Source organism: Micromonospora endophytica, assembly GCF_003236305.1.
In the GTDB taxonomy this organism is placed as follows: Bacteria; Actinomycetota; Actinomycetes; order Mycobacteriales; family Micromonosporaceae; genus Micromonospora; species Micromonospora endophytica.
Window position 1 is genome coordinate 1 of sequence record NZ_POTX01000128.1, and the last position, 17112, is coordinate 17112.

The following is a 17112-nucleotide window of genomic DNA, read 5'->3' on the forward strand; positions in this document are numbered from 1 at the left end:
CACCCTACCCACCCCCACCGAGCGTCGATCTTGCAGTTGTGGTCGGCTATTCGCACCCTATGCGGCGATTTGTCCAGACAGAAAGTGCATGATCGGCGAGCTGAGGGGTGGGCAGGGACGACGACGGCGCCCGATCCCGGGTGGGAACGGGCGCCGGTCGGTCGCCGGGGCGTTTGTCAGTCGTCGCCCTGGAAGTAGCTGAGCAGGCGCAGCAGCTCGATGTAGAGCCAGATCAGGCTGACCAGGATGCCGAACGCGGCCACCCAGGAGTAACGCTGCGGCAGGCCCATCCGGACGCCGTCCTCGACCTCCTTGAAGCTGAGCACGAAGCTCAACGCGGCCACCACGATGCAGACCAGGCTGAAGCCGATGGCCAGCGGGCTGCCGTCCCGCAGGCCGGTGTTGACGCCGAACATCGCCAGCACCAGGTTGATCAGCATGACGGCGAAGAGACCCGCCATCACCGCGATCAGGCCCTTGGTGAACGCCGGCGTGGCCCGGATGACCCGCGCCCGGTAGAGCATGGCCATCACGAAGAAGACGCCGAAGGTGGCGGTCACCGCCTGGAGCACGATGCCGTCGAACAGCGACTCGTAGAACTTGCTGACCGCGCCGACGAGGACGCCCTCGACGACGGCGTACGCGACGACCAACGCCGGGTTGGCCATCCGGGAGAAGGAGATGATCAGACCGAGCACCAGACCGACGACGGCCGCGCCGATCCAGGCGACACCGAGCAGCGCGTCGGGCACCAGCATCCAGGCCGCAGCGGCGGAGACGCCGAGGATGGCCAGGAGCGTGACCGTCTTGACCACCACGTCGTCGATGGACATCGGGGTGACCGCCGACGGAGCGGACGGGGAGCCGGGTGCACCGGGGTAACCGGCCTGCGGCGGGTACTGCTGGGGGTATCCGGGCTGTCCGTAGGGCCCGTTCGGGGCGTACCCGGTGGCACGCTCCCGCTCGGCCGCCTGGCCGAGCCGGGCGAGTACCGGGTTCGTGGTCTTCACTGTCTGGCCTCCCTAAGGGGGTCGTGGCACGTCAACGCGCGCTATAAGAGTAAACGTCCGCGCCAGCCCGTTGGTCACCGGAAAGCTGAGGGAAGCCTGAGAGTGCCCGCTGACCTGCCCGCAAGGCTGCTCACGCCCGCCCCGGACGGCCCTGATCAGCCGGTGATGTCCAGGCAGACCTGGACGTCGTAGACGAGCCGGACCGGCTCGCCGTTCGTGACACCGACGAAGACAGGTTCGGCGGCCGGCGTACGCCCACGACGCCAGACCTCGTCCCGGGCGGCGTCCCGGGACTCGTAGTGGATCTTTCCGGCGAGGTGGAGTTGGAGGACCCGGCGGGCGGTGCCCTTGTCACTGTCGAGCTGTATCCGCATCAGAGGCATCAGACGGTCTCCTGCACGGTGCACAAGCAACTTAACAGCGTTAACTTTCCTCAGCACGGTAATAGGGTGGCAGCCATGAGCGCGAGCGAATTCCGTACGCCGTCCGTCCCCGGCCGGAGCAGCCGCGGGCCCGGCAGCGTCTGGCTGCGTCCGGACGAGCGCCCGCCGCGCCGGAATCGACTGAGCCGGGAACGCATCATCGCGGCGGCGGTGGCCCTGCTCGACGCGGAGGGCGTCGCCGGACTGACGATGCGACGCCTGGCACAGCAGCTCGCGGTCACCTCGACCGCGCTCTACTGGCACGTCGCCACCAGGGACGACGTGCTCGACCTGGCGGTGGACGAGATCTTCGCCGAGGTGCGGCTTCCGGCCGCCGGTGGGGACTGGCGAGCCGACGTACGGGCGCTGACCGGGCAATGGCGTACCGTCATGCTCCGGCATCCGTGGGCGCCCGGCCTCGTCGGGCGGCCGATGCTCGGCCCGAACGTTCTCGCCCGCACCGAGTTCCTGCAATCGGCGCTGGTCCGTGGCGGCTTCACCGGCGTCCGGCTGGCCGTGACCGTACGACTGTTGGCCAACTACGTGATCGGTGCCGCGCTGACCGAGGCCACCTGGCGGCAGTCCGGCCCCGAAGCCCGCGCGCAGGCGCGACGGCGGATCACCTCGGATCCCACCGCCTATCCCACCCTCGTCGCGTCCGGTCATCTGGATGACCAGCAGTGGGGCGACGAGGTGCTGTTCACGCGCGGGGTGGAAGCCATCCTCGCCGTACCGTGAGCCAGGTCAGCCAGGTGAGCCACGCTGCGTGCCCGGGGCGGGAATCGAACCCGCACGCCTTGCGGCAGCCGCTTTTAAGGCGGCCGTGTCTGCCGTTCCACCACCCGGGCGGGTGACCCGACGCGCACTGGACGCGCGGTGCAGTGCCACGGTAGCGGTTTCGCGGCGGATGCGGCGTCCCGCGCGGCTACCCCGGCGGAACCGGGGACGTGTGTTAATAAGGGGCCCCTCCTCTACCTGAGGCGTTAAGAAGGGGCCCCTCCTTACTTCCGGGAGGCTTCGGCGAATTCTTCGCGGGGGTCGTGGAGCTGGCCGAGGGCGACGACCTCGCGCTTGAGGACGAACGCCAGCGTCCAGTCGACCACCACCCGGACCTTGCGGTTGAACGACGGGATCCGGCTCATGTGGTACGTCCGGTGCATGAACCACGCCGGCCAGCCGGTCATCTTGATGCCGTAGACCTGGGCCACGCCCTTGTGCAGCCCAAGGCTGGCCACGCTGCCGGCGTGCTTGTGCTTGTAGTCGACCGGCTCCCGGCCCCGGAGCACGGCGACGATGTTGTCGGCCATCCGCTGGGCCTGCCGCACCGCGTGCTGCGCGCTCGGCGAGCAGTAGTTGCCCGGCGGCTTGGTCAGGTCCGGTACGGCCGCGCAGTCGCCGGCGCTCCACGCGCCTTCGATCACCTGGTCCCCGTCGACCACCTGGAGGGTGGGCAGGCAGGTGACCCGACGGCGGTCGTCGCGGGGGAAGTCCGTGGCGTCCAGCATCGGCGAAGGCTTCACCCCGGCGGTCCAGACGATGGTGTTGGCGGTGAAGCTGTCTCCGTCGGAGAGCTTGACCACCCCGTCGACGCAGGACTCCAGCCGGGTGTCCAGCCGGATGTCCATGTCCCGCTTCAGCAACTGCTGCACCGTGTAGGCGCCCATGTCCCGGTCGACCTCCGGCAGCACCCGCTGGGTGGCTTCGACGAGCACCCAGCGCATGTCCGACGGCTTCAGCTCGGGGTAGTACCGCAGCGCGTCCCGGGCCATGTCCTCCATCTCGGCGAGCGCCTCGATGCCGGCGTACCCGCCGCCGACGAAGACGAAGGTGAGCGCCTGGCGCCGCACCTGCGGGTCGGTGGTCGCGGCGGCCACGTCCAGCTGCTCCAGCACATGGTTGCGCAGGTAGATGGCCTCACCGATGGTCTTGAACCCGATGCCGTGCTCGTGCAGCCCGGGAATCGGCAGGGTCCGGGAGACCGAGCCGGGGGCCACCACGACGTGGTCGTACGGGATCTCCCGGGTCGGGCCCACGATCGGCTGGACGGTGGCGGTCTTGCGGCTGTGGTCGATCCGGGTCACCGCACCAGCCACCACCGTGCACCGGCGCAACTCGCGACGCAACGGCACCACAGCGTGGCGCGGGGAGATGTTTCCCGCCGATGCCTCGGGCAGGAACGGCTGGTACGTCATGTGCGGCTGGGGGTCGACGACCATGACCTCAGCCTCACGGGAGCTGAGCTTCTTCGACAGGCGCAGCGCCGCGTAGAGACCGACGTGCCCGGCGCCCACCACAAGGATCCGCTTCGGATTCACGTCTACCATCTTTCCCCCACTGGCGGCACTAATCCCGCTCCCGGCCCCCTTCTGTGACCGAACACAACCCCGCTGTGACCTGGGCAACTTAGGCCGCTCAGGGCACTGCGGACACAAATGTCCCGGTGGCCTCGGGCGTCACCGTCGGCGCAGCAGCCAGGCCAGCAGGGCGGTGACCGCGCACGCGACGAGCAGACCGGCGACGGTGACCGCCTGCCAGCCGGCCCCGCCGCCGCCGATGCGGGCCAGTTCGAGCAGCAGCACCGCGAGCACCGAGGTGGCGAGCAACACGCCCGCCGTCCGGGTGAGCCAACGCACGATCAGGTCCGGGTCGACCACCGCGTCGTACGGCAGCAGCGCGGCGAGCGCGGCGAGCGTGTGCGTCAGGTAGAGCGCCACCGCCACCGCCAACAGTCGCCACAATGCGATCGGGCGGTCGTACCCGTCGGTGGCGAGCAGCCATCCGGCCACGGTGACGAGTGCCACGAAGGTCGGCCAGAACCAGCGTGGCGCCAGCGCGGGCAGGAGCGCGCCCACGACCAGGGCGCCGAGCGCCTGCCCCGCGACCAGTTCGGCGGGGTACGCCAGGAGCAGGCCGAGCAGCGCCGCGAGGAAGATCCCGAGCCGGATCAGCAGCGGCGTGAGGGTGATCCGGCTGACCGTGGTACGCAGCGCCCGCACCCGGCCGGTGAGCGAGGCGATCATCGGTTGCCCACCCGGGGAGCGGTGGCCAGCCGGGCCACGTCGCGCAGCACCTGGTCGAGGCTGCCCGCGCCGACCCACGGCACCACCGGCACCCCGTGCTCCCGCAACTGCATGATCATCGTGTCCCGGTCCAGCCGCCACAGCCGGTACGCCACCTCGGCCCACCCCCGCTCCTTCGGCGACGGCAGGTCTGCCGGCAGGGTGTCCACGGCCACCACGAACCGCCCCGAGCGGGCCATCCGGGCCAGCATCTGCGCCGACCGCTCCTGCAACAGCGGGGTGAGCACCACCACCAGCGCGTCGGGCGAGAGCAGCTGCGGGCCGAAGGCCTGATCGTCCACCGCCTGCGGGAAGGGTTGCGCCTTCACCTCCAACAGCCATTCCAGCACGGTCAGGTACTGCCGCCGCCCGGTGGCCGGCCGCAGCCGGCGGGCGCTCGGGCCGTACTCCAGCAGCGCCACCCGGTCACCCCGGTGCAGGTAGTGCTCGGCGATGGCGGCGGCGGCCCGGACCGTGGTGTCCAGCACCGACGCCGTGCCGGCGATCCCACCGGAGCGGCCCGCCTCGGCGAGCACGTCGAGCAGCACCACCACCTCGGCGTCCCGGTCGGAGAGGGTGGACGCCACGTGCAACTGCCGGGTCCGCAGCGACACCCGCCAGTCGATCCGGCGCAACCGGTCGCCGGGTGCGAAGACCCGCACCCCGGCCAGTTCACCGCCCTCGCCGGGACGGCGGGAGTGGTGGGCGCCGACCAGCCCCGCGGCGCGCGGCATCGCCTCGACCGCCTCGAACGGCTCGGTTTTCGGGTACACCTTGGACCGGACCGGCTCGGCGATCACCACCCGCGAGACCAACAACCCCTGCGCGGCCGCGACCCGGGCACCGGCCGGACCGATCGGGTGCCGCCCCCAGCGCAGCGCGGTGCCACCCAGTTCCAGGTCGACGGCGGTCTGCGGGGCGACCGAGGTGACGAACGGCCGGTCGGCCACCGCCGGACGACCGTCGGTGCCGCCCCGCCCGCCGACCGGGCCACCGGCGAACGTGGCCCGCTCCACCCGCAGCCAGGGCGAGACCCGGGTACGCAGCACCGCCACGTCGTACGGCACCGGGTCGAGGTTGCCGACGCTTATCGTGCCGGTCAGCTCGCCGCCCTCGACCAGTTGCCCCTCCTCGGCACCGATGAGCACCTGAGGCTGCTCGGTCGGACGGCGGCGCAGCGCGTACGCGGTGCCCAGCGCGAACGGCGCGGCGAGCACGACCAGGTCCACCCGGCCCAGCAGCACCGCGGTGACCAGCAGCAGGCCGGTGAGCAGCACGGCCCGACCGAGCGCCCGGGTGGGCGTCCAGCCGCGCCCGGCCCCGCCGTCCGGCCTGATCGCCGCGGATGCGGCGGACCCGGCGCTCCTGCCGTCCGGCGCGGCCGGACGCAGCACGACCCCGCCGGGCTCCGGTGCTGATCGGTGCTCAGTGGTCACGACGGATTCAGTGCCCCTGACGCCCGGCGGCGTAGCTGGGCAACGCGCCGCTGGCCGGTGCCGGTGTGCTGTCGAGCACCTCGCCGACCACGAACGACGGGTCGACCCGTCGTAGCCACATCTCCGGTCGCAGGGTGATCCGGTGGGCCAGCGCCGGTGTCGCCACGTCCTTCACGTCCTCGGGCACCACGTAGTCGCGGCCGGAGAACACGGCCCGCACCCGGGCCAGCAGCAACAGCGCCAGCGAGCCGCGCGGCGAAGCGCCGACGAGCACCGACGGGTGTTCCCGGGTGGCCGCGGTGAGCGCCACTATGTAGCGGCCGATCGAGTCCTCCACCACCACGTCCTCCAGCGCCGCCTGCATGGCGCGCAGCGTGGCGGCGTCGACGACCGGCTTGATCTCGGCCTCCTCGCGCCGGCGGGCCATCCGTCGCCGCAGCACCTCCCACTCCTCGTCCTGATCCGGGTAGCCGAACGACACCCGCAGCAGGAACCGGTCCAGCTGCGCCTCCGGCAGCGGGTAGGTGCCCTCGTACTCGATCGGGTTGGCGGTGGCGAGCACGTGGAACGGCTCGTCCAGCCGGTAGGTGACGCCCTCCACCGAGACCTGCTTCTCCTGCATCGCCTCCAGCAGCGCCGACTGGGTCTTCGGCGGGGTCCGGTTGATCTCGTCGGCGAGCAGCAGGTTGGTGAAGACCGGCCCGGCGCGGAAGGTGAAGTCGCCGCTGCGCTGGTCGTACAGGAAGGAGCCGGTGACGTCGGCGGGCAGCAGGTCGGGGGTGAACTGGAGCCGGCGGAAGTCCAGCCCGAGGGCCTGGGCCAGGGACCGCGCGGTGAGTGTCTTACCCAGGCCCGGCAGATCCTCCAGCAGCACGTGACCACCGGCGAGAATGCCGGCGAGGACCAGTTCCAGGGCGTCCCGCTTGCCGACCACGACCTGGCCCACCGCGTCCAGCACCGACCGCGCGAGGTGACCGACCTCCGTGGGGGGCATGGTCCGGCCAACGTCGTTCATCAGATCTTCTCCAGTTCGGCGACGATCGCCGCGAGGTCGCGCGGCGAGGGGGTGCGACGGGGCGGGGTTTCCAGGAACGTCGACAGCCGGTCGCCCAGCAGGGTCCGGGCCCGGCCCGGATCCGACTCGCGGGTCACTCCGTGCTTCAGGCGCAGCCGCTCGTCGGCCAACTCGGCGAGGCGGGGCAGGATCACGTCGGTGAACCGCTCCGGTCGGGTCTTGGACCACTCCAGGGGCGTTTCCCAGTCGTTCACTGCGCTGCGCAACGCGTCCCGGGCCGCCCAGTTGTACATGCCGTCCTCCTCCCCACCCCGGGACTGTCCGCCGGGGCGGCGGGATTTCGGCGGTGGCTCCAGCCTGGCCACGATCCGGCGCACCAGCAGCAGGACGAGCACCGCGGTGACCAGCACCAGCAGTGACACCCGCAACCCGACCGCCCGCAACCCGGCGACGATCACCACGGCCGCGGCGGCGGTGATGCCGAGCGTGCTGAGCACGGCTCGCAGCCACCCACCCTCACGCCGTCCGGTCGGGACCGGCCGCTGTTCCTCGAAGCTGAGCAGGTCGTCGATGCTGGCCCGGCTCACGCCGTCACCTCGGCCTCGGTGAGTTCGCCGCGCAGCCGACGCAGCGCCGCACGCGCCTGATCGCGGGTGCGTTCGTCCACCGGCCGGGTGGCGTAGCGGGCCTCGCGGTAGACGTGCGCGAATTCCCCCAGCACGTCGGCGCTGACGATCGCCGGCACCCCGGCGGACTCGTCGCCGCGGAGCAGCCGGGTGACCAGGTCGGTGGGGGTGTCGCCGGTCAGCCGGGGAACGCCGGCGGCGCCGGCTGCCTCCTCGAGCCGGACCCAGCAGGCGATCACCGCGGTACGCGGATCGGTCGACCGGTCGTCCAGCTCGGTCAGACCGGCATCGACGGCGGCCACCACCTCACGCGCGGTGCCCTCGGCGCTGCGCCGTGCCGGTGACGTGGGCAACCTGCGGGTGACCCGATGCGCCACGCCGCGTGCCAACGACCAGAGCAGGTAGCCGAAGATGGCCAGCAGTACCGCGCCGAGCAGCACCAGCATCGCCGGGCCGAGCCAGGACGGGAGCTGCGTACGGGTCGACTCGGCGGCCTCCCGGGGCTCGGCCGCAATGGACGATGGGGGGTTCTCGGTCGGGTACTGCAGGACGAACGGCGCGTCCTTGGCGACGGGCGGGACGCGGCTCGCGCCGATCGACGAGTTCGCGGCGGCCAGGGTGACCACGGCGAGCAGGCCGATCACCGTCGCGAGCGGCCAGAACCTGCGCAGGAACTCCGTCGCCATGTGTCACCGCCCCGCAGCCTCAGTCCACTCCGGCCAACCGTTTCGCCCGGGCGAACACCTCGTCCAGCATTCCCGGTGTCAGCCGTCCCGTGAAGGTGTTCTGCTGGCTGACGTGGTAACAGCCGAGCAGTTCCGGTACAGCCGTGCCGGACCAGTGTGCCCCATGGCCGAACGCCGGTCGCGGGCTGGGCGGACGCAAGGCGTACACCTCACGCAACGTCGGCCACCACGCGGCCCAGGCGAACGCGCCGAGCGCGACCACCACTCGCAGCGTGGGCCTGACCAGCGCCACCTCCCGGTGCAGCCAGGGCGCGCAGGTGTCCCGCTCGGCCGGGGTGGGCTTGTTGTCCGGCGGCGCGCAACGCACCGCCGCGAAGATCCTCGTGTGTCGCAGGGCCAGCCCGTCGTCGGCGGCGACGCTCGTCGGCTGGTTGGCCAGCCCGGCCCGGTGCAACGCGGCGAAGAGCACGTCGCCGGAGCGGTCACCGGTGAAGATCCGACCCGTGCGGTTGCCGCCGTGCGCGGCCGGGGCCAGGCCGAGGATCCCGATCCGGGCCGCCGGATCACCGAAACCGGGCACCGGTCGACCCCAGTACTCCTGGTCCCGGAAGGCGGCCCGACGGGTGCGGGCCACCTCCTCCCGCCACTCGACAAGGCGCGGGCAGGCGAAACAGTCGCTGACCGCCGCGTCGAGGTCGGCCAGGTCGGTCGCCCGCGCCGCGCGGACGACCACCTGGGCGGGAGTACGCGGCTCAGCCAAGCTTGGCCCGGAAGAGTTCGAGGGTGCGGGCCCAGGCGCTGCTGGCCGCGCGCTGGTCGAACTTCTCCGGCCGGTCCTCGTTGAAGAAGGCGTGCTCGGTGCCCGGGTAGTCGTGCAGCTGGCAGGTGCCGCCGGCGCGCTCCACGGCTTGGCGTACGGCCTGCACCCCGGGGTCGGCGGAGGTGCCGTCGGCCTCGGAGCAGTGGATGAGGGCCGCCTTGCCCGCGTAGTTCGGCCACTCGGCGCGCATCCCCTCCCACGGCAGTCGGGGGTAGAAGGCGGCGGTGGCGACGATCCGCTCGGTGCGGCTCGCCGCCCACAGGGCCAGGCTGGCTCCCGCACAGAAGCCGGCGCAACCGGCCTTTCCGGTGACCTCATCGCGCCCGGCGAGGTACTCGGCGGCGGCGGCGATGTCGGCGGCGGCCTCGTCCATCTGGGCGCTGTTCAGCATCTGCCGCGGCTCACTCGGCTTGCTCGCCGGCCCGCCGTGCCGGAAGTCGGGGGCCAGAGCCACGAAACCCGCCTCGGCGAAGCGGTCCACGACGGCCCGCACGTGGGGCGCCAGACCCCACCAGTCCTGGATGACGATGATCGCGGGGCTGGCCGCACCGGTCGAGGGTATCGCGAGATATCCCGCTGCGTTCCCTCCGTCGACACGGTAGGTAACCATTTCGCCCATCGGCCTGTCCTCCTAGCGGTCAGTCATCGTTGGCTGGTCGCCCAGTGGTGATTCGTGCGGGTAGCCTGCCACGCCGTGACCGCGCCGGGAAGATGGCGCAGGAGTGGCATTCACCTCCCGTTCGCATGCCGGTGACCCTGACCACGTCGGCGACGGCGCGGCAGGGTCCGCGCCGCCGCCGGTGGGGATCGACGCTCGCGCCCGCTCAGGCCCGCTTGGTCAGGCAGAGCAGATAGCCGGTGCTGCCCGGCTTGATGCTGGAGAAGACGTAACCGTCGTCGCTCTCCTTGAAGAACGGGTCGCACGCCTCGCCGGTGCGGGCCTGCGCCTCGGTCTGCCCGTCGACCCGGCCGACGACGTTGTACACCGCCGTGCTGTCGGTGCAGGCCACCACCTTCGCCCCGTCGACCTCGGTCTGCTCCTCACCGACGGCGTCCGCCGACAGCTCCGCGATGCAGTCACCGGTCTTCGCCTCGGCCGCCTCGTCCTCGCCGGCGAGCAGCGTGCCGAGGCCGAACTTCAGGCCGCCGACAACCGCGATGGCCACGATCGCGCCGACGATGCCGAGCAGCTTTTTCTTACCGCCGCCGGAGCGCTGCTCCGGTTCGGCGGGCGGCTGCGGTGCGTCCGCCTCCGCCTGAGGTGCCGGTGCGTCCGGCGGGTCCTGCGGGGCGTCCGACGTGGACGCAGGTGCTGCCTGCTCTGACACGGGTGTTCCTTCCGAGGGATGAACGAGCAGACGACACCGTAACGATCATCAACGTGGCGCGTTGTCCCGCGCACCTCCACCGTTCAGCCAATTCGCCGCCGCAGGGACCGTCACTCGGTCGACCCGATACTCCAGGCGATGCCGTCGAGGATGTCGTGCTCCGAGGCGACCACCGAGTCCGCGCCGGACCGTTCCATCGCCACCTGGAGCACGAGGGCCCCCGCACCGATCACGTCGGCCCGGCCCGGATGCATCACCGGAATCGCCAGGCGCTGTTCACGGCTCATCGCCAGCAGCTCCGCGGTCACCTCCGCCACCCGCTCGTACGACACCCGGGCGTGGTGGATCCGGCTCGGGTCGTACTCGGTGATTCCCTCGGCGATCGCCACCACTGTGGTGACCGACCCGGCGAGCCCGACAAGCGTGGCCGCCTCGCGGCCCGGTACGACCTCCAGCGCCCGGTCCACCGCCACCGCGATGTCGGCCCGCGCGGCGGCGATCTCGTCCAGGCCGGGCGGGTCGCCGTGCAGGTGCCGCTCGGTCATCCGCACGCAGCCGATGTCCATCGAGACCGCCGCCCGCACACCGGTGTCGCGGTCACCGACGACGAACTCGGTCGAGCCGCCGCCGATGTCCATCACCAGGTACGGCGGTCGGGCGTCGGCGGGCAGCCCACGGACCGCGCCGGTGAACGAGAGGCGGGCCTCCTCGTCGCCGCTCACCACCTCCGGCGCGACACCCAGGGTCTGCTCGACCATGGTCCGGAAATCGGCAGCGTTGCGGGCGTCGCGGCTGGCCGAGGTGGCGCACATCCGCACCCGCTCGACGCCCAGCTTCTCGATCTCGGCGGCGTATTCGGCAAGCGCCACCCGGGTGCGCTCGATGGCCTCCGGGGCCAGTTGTCCGGTCCGGTCCACGCCCTGCCCCAGCCGGACGATCTCCATCCGGCGGCACACGTCCACAAGCGGCGCGGTGGGCCCGGCGGAGGGGTCGGGCAGGTCGGCGACCAGCAACCGGATGGAGTTCGTACCGCAGTCGATGGCAGCCACGCGCGTCGTCACGCGGGCCACCCTACCCGGCCGGCGGTGACCCGGCCCGGGGTCAGAGCCGCAACAGCATGCGGGTGTTGCCCAGCGTGTTCGGCTTGACCCGCTCCAGGTCGAGGAACTCGGCGACGCCTTCGTCGTACGAGCGCAGCAGCTGCTCGTAGACCGCTTGCGGCACCGGGGCGCCGTCGATCTCGGTGAAACCGAACGAGCCGAAGAAACGCGTCTCGAAGGTCAGCACGAAGATCCGTGCCACGCCCAGCTCCCGCGCCGCCCCGATCAGCTCGGCGACGATCCGGTGCCCGATCCGCCGACCCCGGCAGGAGGGATCGACGGCGACGGTGCGGATCTCGGCCAGGTCCTCCCACATCACGTGCAGCGCGCCGCAGCCCACCACCGTGCCGTCGGTGACCCGGCTGGCCACCCGGAACTCCTGCACGTCCTCGTAGAGCGTCACGGTCGCCTTGCTGAGCAGCCGGCGGTCGTCGGTGTAGGTGTCCACCAGCCGCCGGATCGCCCGTACGTCCCCGGTGCGGGCCCGCCGAACCACGAAGTCGTCGAGATTGGCCGCGTCGGCGGCAGGGGCGGCGTCGGCGCTCACTCGGTCTCCGGCACGTCCACGCAGCGACCCGCCGCCCACCACGGCTCGACAAGCGCCAGGACCTCGTCGCCGAACGGGTTCACCCCCGGCCCGGCGGCGAGCGCGTGCCCGAGGTGAACGTGCAGGCACTTGACCCGGCCGGGCATGCCACCGGCGGAGACGCCGGCGATCTCCGGCACCTCGGCGATCGCCTCCCGGCGGGTCAGGTAGTCCTCGTGCGCGGCACGGTAGCGGGCGGCCAGCTCGGGATCGGCGACCAGCCGGTCCGCCATCTCGCGCATCAGCCCGGCCGACTCCAGCCGGCTGCACGCCGCGGTTGCCCGGGGGCAGGTCAGGTAGAACAGCGTCGGGAACGGGGTGCCGTCGGCCAGCCGGGGCGTCGTCTCCACCACGTCGGGCAGGCCGCACGGGCAGCGGTGCGCCACCGCCTGGGTGCCCCGGGGCGTGCGTCCGAGCTGCGCGGCCACCGCCGCCAGGTCGGCGTCGGTGGCCAGCTCCCGCTTCGGTGCAGGTACGGAAGCCGCCGCCGGCTCCTGCGGTGGTACGACGGTCACTGTGCGCTGTCCTCGTTCACTCGTCGGTCTGCTGGGTGTCGGCGGCTCGTACGCTCGACAGGAGGGTGTCGTACCAGGCGTCCGGCGGGGCGGCCGGCGCCGGCGCGTCAGGGTCACCGGTGCCAGCGGTATCCGGCGGAGGAAGCAGGAGCACCATCTTCTCGCCGGGCCGGCGCATGAAGAACCGTTCCCGGGCCTTCGCCTCGATGTACGCCTCGTCCTGCCACTTCTCGGCCTCGGTGGTCAGCTCGGCGATCAACTTCCGCTGGGCCTCCTGCGCGGCCTCCATCCGCTCGATGTCGGCCTGCTGGTCCAGATAGACCCGGACCGGATAGGTGTAGGCGAGCGCGAGCGCGATCAACACCGCGAACAGCACGGTGGCGCGCCCGGTCAGACCTCGGGATGGGGATGCGGTGCGCCGGATGGCACCGCCACCGGCCGCGGCACGCCGGGCCGCCGCGGGCCGCTTGGCGGAGCGTACCGCCTCGGCACCGCGGGCAGCCGAGGGCGCGCGGCCAGCGACGGCGCGCGACGTGGCGCGGACGCCGCCGTCCCGGCCCGCGCCGGACCGGCCGGTGTGACCCGGCCGGCGGACCGGGCGCTGACCACCCGGCGTACGGCGCTGCTGCATTACATCCCTCCCCCGAGATCTCGCAGCCGTCAGGCGGAACGGTAACGCGGGAAGGCGCCCGCGCCCGCGTAGCGCGCCGCGTCGGCCAACTCCTCCTCGATGCGCAGGAGCTGGTTGTACTTCGCGACCCGGTCCGACCGCGCCGGCGCACCGGTCTTGATCTGGCCGCAGCCGGTGGCCACCGCCAGGTCGGCGATGGTGGTGTCCTCGGTCTCGCCGGAGCGGTGGCTCATCATGCACTTGAAGCCGGCCCGGTGGGCCAGGTCCACCGCGTCCAGGGTCTCGGTGAGCGAACCGATCTGGTTGACCTTCACCAGCACGGCGTTTGCCGCCTTCTCCGCGATGCCCCGGGCGATGCGCTGCGGGTTGGTGACGAACAGGTCGTCACCGACGATCTGCACCCGGTCGCCGATCGCGGCGGTGAGCGTCTGCCAGCCGGTCCAGTCGTCCTCGGCCAGCGGGTCCTCGATCGACACGATCGGGTACGCGTCGGCGAGCTTGGTGTAGTAGGCGCTCATCTCCTCGGCCGACTTGGCCGCGCCCTCGAAGGTGTAGCTGCCGTCGGCGAAGAACTCGGTGGCGGCCACGTCCAGGGCGAAGACGATGTCGGTGCCCAGCCGGTAGCCGGCCTTCTCCACCGCCTCGGCGATCAGGTCCAGGGCTGCGGCGTTGGTGGGCAGGTTCGGGGCGAAGCCGCCCTCGTCACCCAGCCCGGTCGACAGGTCCTTCTTCTTCAGCACCGACTTCAGCGCGTGGTACACCTCGGCGCCGGAGCGCAGCGCCTCCCGGAAGCTGGGCGCGCCGATCGGCGCGATCATGAACTCCTGGATGTCGACGTTGCTGTCGGCGTGCGCGCCACCGTTGAGGATGTTCATCATCGGCACCGGCAGCAGGTGCGCGTTCGGCCCGCCCAGGTAGCGGAAGAGGCTCAGGTCGGCGCTGCCGGCGGCGGCCTTGGCCACCGCCAGGGAGACCCCGAGGATGGCGTTGGCGCCCAGCTCGGCCTTGTTGTCGGTGCCGTCGATGTCGAGCATCTTCTGGTCGATGACCCGCTGCTCGCTGGCTTCGTACCCGATCAGCTGGTCGACGATCCGGTCCTCGATGTTGGCGACCGCCTTCTCCACTCCCTTGCCCAGGTAGCGGCCCTTGTCACCGTCGCGCAGCTCGATCGCCTCGAAGGCGCCGGTGGAGGCGCCGGAGGGCACCGCCGCCCGGGAGATCGTGCCGTCGTCGAGCCCGACCTCGACCTCGACCGTGGGGTTGCCCCGCGAGTCCAGGATCTCCCGAGCCTCGATTACCTCGATGGTTGCCACTGAGTCGCTCCTCGTTCGTGTGCTCTCGTCCGGTGTGGCCGCGACGGTGCGGCTGAGGCAGGTGTTGAACGCAGCGTATCGGTCCCCGCCCTTGCGCACCGCGCCTGGGCGGGGGCCGCCGCCCACCACTTGGTACCGGCGGGTCGGACATTCCCGGATTCTCGGGCCTCAACCGGCAACGAGTTTGCACGACTGGGATCCGATCAATCAGGCTGGTCGCCATGCCCGCCGCCTCGACCACTCTCCGTACGCTCGCCGTGTCGGCCGTCGCGTTGCTCACCGTCACCGGCTGTCAGGCCCTGGACGACGCCGGACGGACGATGGGGCGGGCCGACATCGTCAACGATCTCGCCGCCCGGATGGACCGGGCGCTGGAGTTGACCTACTCGGCGGAGTACCAGCTCCCCGGCGGGAAGACCGCGACCATCAGCCAGGCGCAGGATCCGGCCCGCTCGGCGTACACCTGGCCGGAGGGCAAGCTCGCGGTGACCGAGGAGGCGACCACCCGCTGCGGCGTCGAGGGCGACGAGACGACCTGCACCCTTGAGGCGCCTCCCGCCCCGAACAGCAAACCCTCGGTGATCGTCTTTACCGAGGCGGAACGCGAGGGGCTGATCACCCCACCGATGGTGATGGGACTGCTGACCAACGCGGCACTCGACCCGGGCGCGGTGATCGCCCAGAGCGACACCACGGTCGCCGGCCTGCACGCGACCTGCGTCGACATCCGCCAGAACGCCGACAACTTCACCGCCTGCGTGACCGGGGAGGGAACGCTGGGCAGCTTCACCGGTCAGGTCGACGGCGAGCCGGTGGAGGTGGCGCTGAGCCGCTACCAGCCGCAGGTCGACGCGTCCGCCTTCGAGCTGCCGCCCGGCGCCGACGTGGTCGACCGCCGTCCCGCCGGCAACTGACCGGCCGCCGGCTGACCGGCCGGCGCCCGCCGCCTCACCCGCCGAGCAGCGTACGCAGATGGCGCGGGGGTGGGCAGTTGTGCGCGAGCATCTCGTCGTGCCAGTCGCGCAGCGGGACGTCGTACGGGCGGGTCGCGGCGATCTCGGCGACCTCCTGGTAGCCGACGAAGTACGTCGAGAGCTGGGTGGAGGTGAGCAGGGCCCGCCGCCACTTGCCGCCGGCCTCGCCCTCCTCCTGGAAGCCGCGACCGGTCAGCAGCGCCATCGCCTCCGACTCGGGCAGGTCGTCGCAGTGCACGAGCTGATCGAGCAGCGCGTTGAGGGTCATCCGCAGCTGCATCTTCAGCTGCTGCAACCGCACCGGCAGGCCGCCGAAGCCGTGCTCGACCATCACCTGTTCGGCGTAGACCGCCCAGCCCTCGACGAACGGTCCGGATCGGGTGAGTGCCCGCACCCGGGTGGAGCCGACGTGTCGTCGGGCATGGGCCAGTTGCAGGAAGTGGCCGGGCATCGCCTCGTGCACGGTCAGGTTGCGGATCATGTGGTCGTTGTACTCGCGGTAGAACGACTCCGCCCGCTGGGCCGGCCAGTCCGCCGGGGTGGGCGCGATGCAGTAGAACGTGGGCAGGTCGGCGGTTTCCAGCGCGCCGGGCGGGTCGCAGTAGGCCACCGCCACGCCCCGGGCGAACTCCGGCATCACCTGGATCACGCACCTGTCGTCCGGCACGGTCACCAAGTCGTGGGCGCGGACGAAGTCACTCGCCTCGTCCATGGTGATCGAGGCCAGTTCCACGATGGTGTGGTCGTCCGGGTGCTCGGCGGCGAGCAGGTCCAGCGCCCGGCGTACCGTCTCGTCGTCGGCCGGGCCGCCGACCAGCTCGACCGCTGCCGCGCGGATCTCCTCGGTGACCCGGTCGAGGTTCGCCCAGGCCCGCCGCTGGATCTCGGCGGCACCCAGCTCGGTGTCGAGCGCGTACCAGAGCCGGGCCTCCCAGCGACGGCGGCCCAGCCGCGGGTCGCGGCCGGGACCGGCGTCGGCGGCCAGGCCGGCGCGGAGCCAGGCGACGAACTCCTCAACCGCGGCGATCGCGCCGGTGGCCGCCGGCGCGACCCGGTCGTGCAGCGCGGGGGCCTGGGCGAGCAACGCCGGCACCTCGTCGCGGATCAGCGCCGCCGTCCCGGTGAACTGCCCGATCGCGGTCTCGGCGTGGATCCGGGGCATGTCACGCAGCGTCGCGCGGGCGGTCGCAAGCGCGTCCGGTACGGCGTCGAGCCGGCCGGCGAGGGCGGTGAGCCGTTCCTCGACCGGCGCGTACGGGCGGGCGACGAGGGCGTGCAGCAGCGGGCCGGGGTTGTGCACGAGCGGATCCCACTCGTACGCCCGGATCTCGGTCAGTTCGAACAGGTGCCTGTCGACAAGGGTGGCGAGCAGCGCGTGGTCGACCCGCTCGTCGACGTCCAGGGCGTCCGCGTCGATCTCGCACAACGCGCTCGCAGCGTCCGAGAGCATCGCCCGGTCGCTGCCGAGGGCATCGGCGGAGAAATCCGGCAACCGGTCGTCGAACCGGTGGTCCCCCACCGAGGTCGCGATCCCCGGCCGGCTCCCCAGCAGCGCCTCGACGATCCGCTCCCCCACCACCTCGAACCGCTC

At 72.0% G+C, this 17112-nt stretch carries 19 protein-coding genes and 1 tRNA gene; 2 read left to right on the forward strand and 18 right to left on the reverse strand.

What is annotated here, in order from left to right:
- Positions 1 to 176 precede the first annotated feature (176 nt).
- Positions 177 to 1010 carry a Bax inhibitor-1/YccA family protein gene (locus tag C1I93_RS18380; RefSeq protein ID WP_111244527.1) on the reverse strand — a complete coding sequence of 278 codons (834 nt, stop codon included), beginning with the start codon at positions 1008 to 1010 and terminating at the stop codon, positions 177 to 179.
- Positions 1011 to 1165: 155 nt separating this feature from the next.
- The gene (locus C1I93_RS18385) at positions 1166 to 1393 is read right to left on the reverse strand and encodes a hypothetical protein (RefSeq protein WP_111244528.1); all 228 of its coding nucleotides are present in this window, start codon (positions 1391 to 1393) and stop codon (positions 1166 to 1168) included.
- Between the two features lie 75 nt (positions 1394 to 1468).
- On the opposite strand from C1I93_RS18385, the gene C1I93_RS18390 reads away from it, so the two are divergent.
- Positions 1469 to 2170 (forward strand): TetR/AcrR family transcriptional regulator C-terminal domain-containing protein, encoded by a 702-nt coding sequence (locus tag C1I93_RS18390; protein ID WP_111244529.1) that lies wholly within the window; start codon positions 1469 to 1471, stop codon positions 2168 to 2170.
- A gap of 29 nt (positions 2171 to 2199) precedes the next feature.
- On the opposite strand, the gene C1I93_RS18395 is transcribed toward C1I93_RS18390, so the two are convergent.
- The 15 genes from C1I93_RS18395 to eno form a co-directional block, all read right to left on the reverse strand.
- A tRNA-Leu gene (locus C1I93_RS18395) sits at positions 2200 to 2280 on the reverse strand.
- A 153-nt stretch (positions 2281 to 2433) separates the two neighbouring features.
- The gene (locus tag C1I93_RS18400) at positions 2434 to 3747 is read right to left on the reverse strand and encodes an NAD(P)/FAD-dependent oxidoreductase (protein WP_111244530.1); all 1314 of its coding nucleotides are present in this window, start codon (positions 3745 to 3747) and stop codon (positions 2434 to 2436) included.
- A 138-nt stretch (positions 3748 to 3885) separates the two neighbouring features.
- Positions 3886 to 4449, reverse strand: a complete 564-nt coding sequence (locus C1I93_RS18405; protein ID WP_420811754.1) for a hypothetical protein — start codon at positions 4447 to 4449, stop codon at positions 3886 to 3888.
- Complete coding sequence (locus C1I93_RS18410; RefSeq protein ID WP_111244543.1) at positions 4449 to 5828, reverse strand: DUF58 domain-containing protein; 1380 nt, start codon at positions 5826 to 5828, stop codon at positions 4449 to 4451. The genes C1I93_RS18405 and C1I93_RS18410 overlap by 1 nt, the downstream gene beginning before the upstream one ends.
- Positions 5829 to 5934: 106 nt before the next feature.
- The gene (locus C1I93_RS18415) at positions 5935 to 6942 is read right to left on the reverse strand and encodes an AAA family ATPase (RefSeq protein ID WP_111244532.1); all 1008 of its coding nucleotides are present in this window, start codon (positions 6940 to 6942) and stop codon (positions 5935 to 5937) included.
- Entirely contained in the window at positions 6942 to 7529 is a 588-nt protein-coding gene (locus C1I93_RS18420; RefSeq protein ID WP_111244533.1) for a hypothetical protein, read from the reverse strand. Before C1I93_RS18420 ends, C1I93_RS18415 begins: the two co-directional genes overlap by 1 nt.
- Positions 7526 to 8254 carry a DUF4129 domain-containing protein gene (locus tag C1I93_RS18425; RefSeq protein ID WP_111244534.1) on the reverse strand — a complete coding sequence of 243 codons (729 nt, stop codon included), beginning with the start codon at positions 8252 to 8254 and terminating at the stop codon, positions 7526 to 7528. The genes C1I93_RS18420 and C1I93_RS18425 overlap by 4 nt, the downstream gene beginning before the upstream one ends.
- A gap of 19 nt (positions 8255 to 8273) precedes the next feature.
- Complete coding sequence (locus tag C1I93_RS18430) at positions 8274 to 9014, reverse strand: uracil-DNA glycosylase (protein WP_309148206.1); 741 nt, start codon at positions 9012 to 9014, stop codon at positions 8274 to 8276.
- Positions 9007 to 9693 (reverse strand): dienelactone hydrolase family protein, encoded by a 687-nt coding sequence (locus tag C1I93_RS18435; protein WP_111244536.1) that lies wholly within the window; start codon positions 9691 to 9693, stop codon positions 9007 to 9009. The genes C1I93_RS18430 and C1I93_RS18435 overlap by 8 nt, the downstream gene beginning before the upstream one ends.
- A gap of 205 nt (positions 9694 to 9898) precedes the next feature.
- Positions 9899 to 10402 (reverse strand): LppU/SCO3897 family protein, encoded by a 504-nt coding sequence (locus C1I93_RS18440; protein ID WP_223256406.1) that lies wholly within the window; start codon positions 10400 to 10402, stop codon positions 9899 to 9901.
- A 110-nt stretch (positions 10403 to 10512) separates the two neighbouring features.
- Entirely contained in the window at positions 10513 to 11451 is a 939-nt protein-coding gene (locus C1I93_RS18445) for a Ppx/GppA phosphatase family protein (protein WP_111244538.1), read from the reverse strand.
- A 52-nt stretch (positions 11452 to 11503) separates the two neighbouring features.
- Positions 11504 to 11998: an amino-acid N-acetyltransferase gene (locus C1I93_RS18450; protein ID WP_111244544.1), complete on the reverse strand. Its 495-nt coding sequence runs from the start codon at positions 11996 to 11998 to the stop codon at positions 11504 to 11506.
- Between the two features lie 47 nt (positions 11999 to 12045).
- The gene (locus C1I93_RS18455; protein WP_111244539.1) at positions 12046 to 12603 is read right to left on the reverse strand and encodes a DUF501 domain-containing protein; all 558 of its coding nucleotides are present in this window, start codon (positions 12601 to 12603) and stop codon (positions 12046 to 12048) included.
- 16 nt (positions 12604 to 12619) lie between these two features.
- Complete coding sequence (locus tag C1I93_RS18460) at positions 12620 to 13234, reverse strand: FtsB family cell division protein (protein ID WP_111244540.1); 615 nt, start codon at positions 13232 to 13234, stop codon at positions 12620 to 12622.
- A 29-nt stretch (positions 13235 to 13263) separates the two neighbouring features.
- Positions 13264 to 14547 (reverse strand): phosphopyruvate hydratase, encoded by a 1284-nt coding sequence (gene eno / locus C1I93_RS18465; protein WP_111244541.1) that lies wholly within the window; start codon positions 14545 to 14547, stop codon positions 13264 to 13266.
- A 221-nt stretch (positions 14548 to 14768) separates the two neighbouring features.
- Between eno and C1I93_RS18470 the strand changes: the two genes are divergently transcribed.
- Positions 14769 to 15461: a hypothetical protein gene (locus C1I93_RS18470; protein ID WP_111244542.1), complete on the forward strand. Its 693-nt coding sequence runs from the start codon at positions 14769 to 14771 to the stop codon at positions 15459 to 15461.
- A gap of 34 nt (positions 15462 to 15495) precedes the next feature.
- On the opposite strand, the gene C1I93_RS18475 is transcribed toward C1I93_RS18470, so the two are convergent.
- Positions 15496 to 17100 (reverse strand): DUF885 domain-containing protein, encoded by a 1605-nt coding sequence (locus C1I93_RS18475; protein WP_111244545.1) that lies wholly within the window; start codon positions 17098 to 17100, stop codon positions 15496 to 15498.
- Positions 17101 to 17112: the final 12 nt, after the last annotated feature.

What these genes read in the sequence shown, in the direction of transcription:
- C1I93_RS18425 (WP_111244534.1), bottom strand. Translation starts at nt 8,254, where the DNA reads ATGGCGACGGAGTTCCTGCGCAGGTTCTGGCCGCTCGCGACGGTGATC.
- C1I93_RS18460 (WP_111244540.1), bottom strand. Translation starts at nt 13,234, where the DNA reads ATGCAGCAGCGCCGTACGCCGGGTGGTCAGCGCCCGGTCCGCCGGCCG.
- C1I93_RS18385 (WP_111244528.1), bottom strand. Translation starts at nt 1,393, where the DNA reads ATGCCTCTGATGCGGATACAGCTCGACAGTGACAAGGGCACCGCCCGC.
- C1I93_RS18435 (WP_111244536.1), bottom strand. Translation starts at nt 9,693, where the DNA reads ATGGGCGAAATGGTTACCTACCGTGTCGACGGAGGGAACGCAGCGGGA.
- C1I93_RS18415 (WP_111244532.1), bottom strand. Translation starts at nt 6,942, where the DNA reads ATGAACGACGTTGGCCGGACCATGCCCCCCACGGAGGTCGGTCACCTC.
- C1I93_RS18390 (WP_111244529.1), top strand. Translation starts at nt 1,469, where the DNA reads ATGAGCGCGAGCGAATTCCGTACGCCGTCCGTCCCCGGCCGGAGCAGC.
- C1I93_RS18470 (WP_111244542.1), top strand. Translation starts at nt 14,769, where the DNA reads ATGCCCGCCGCCTCGACCACTCTCCGTACGCTCGCCGTGTCGGCCGTC.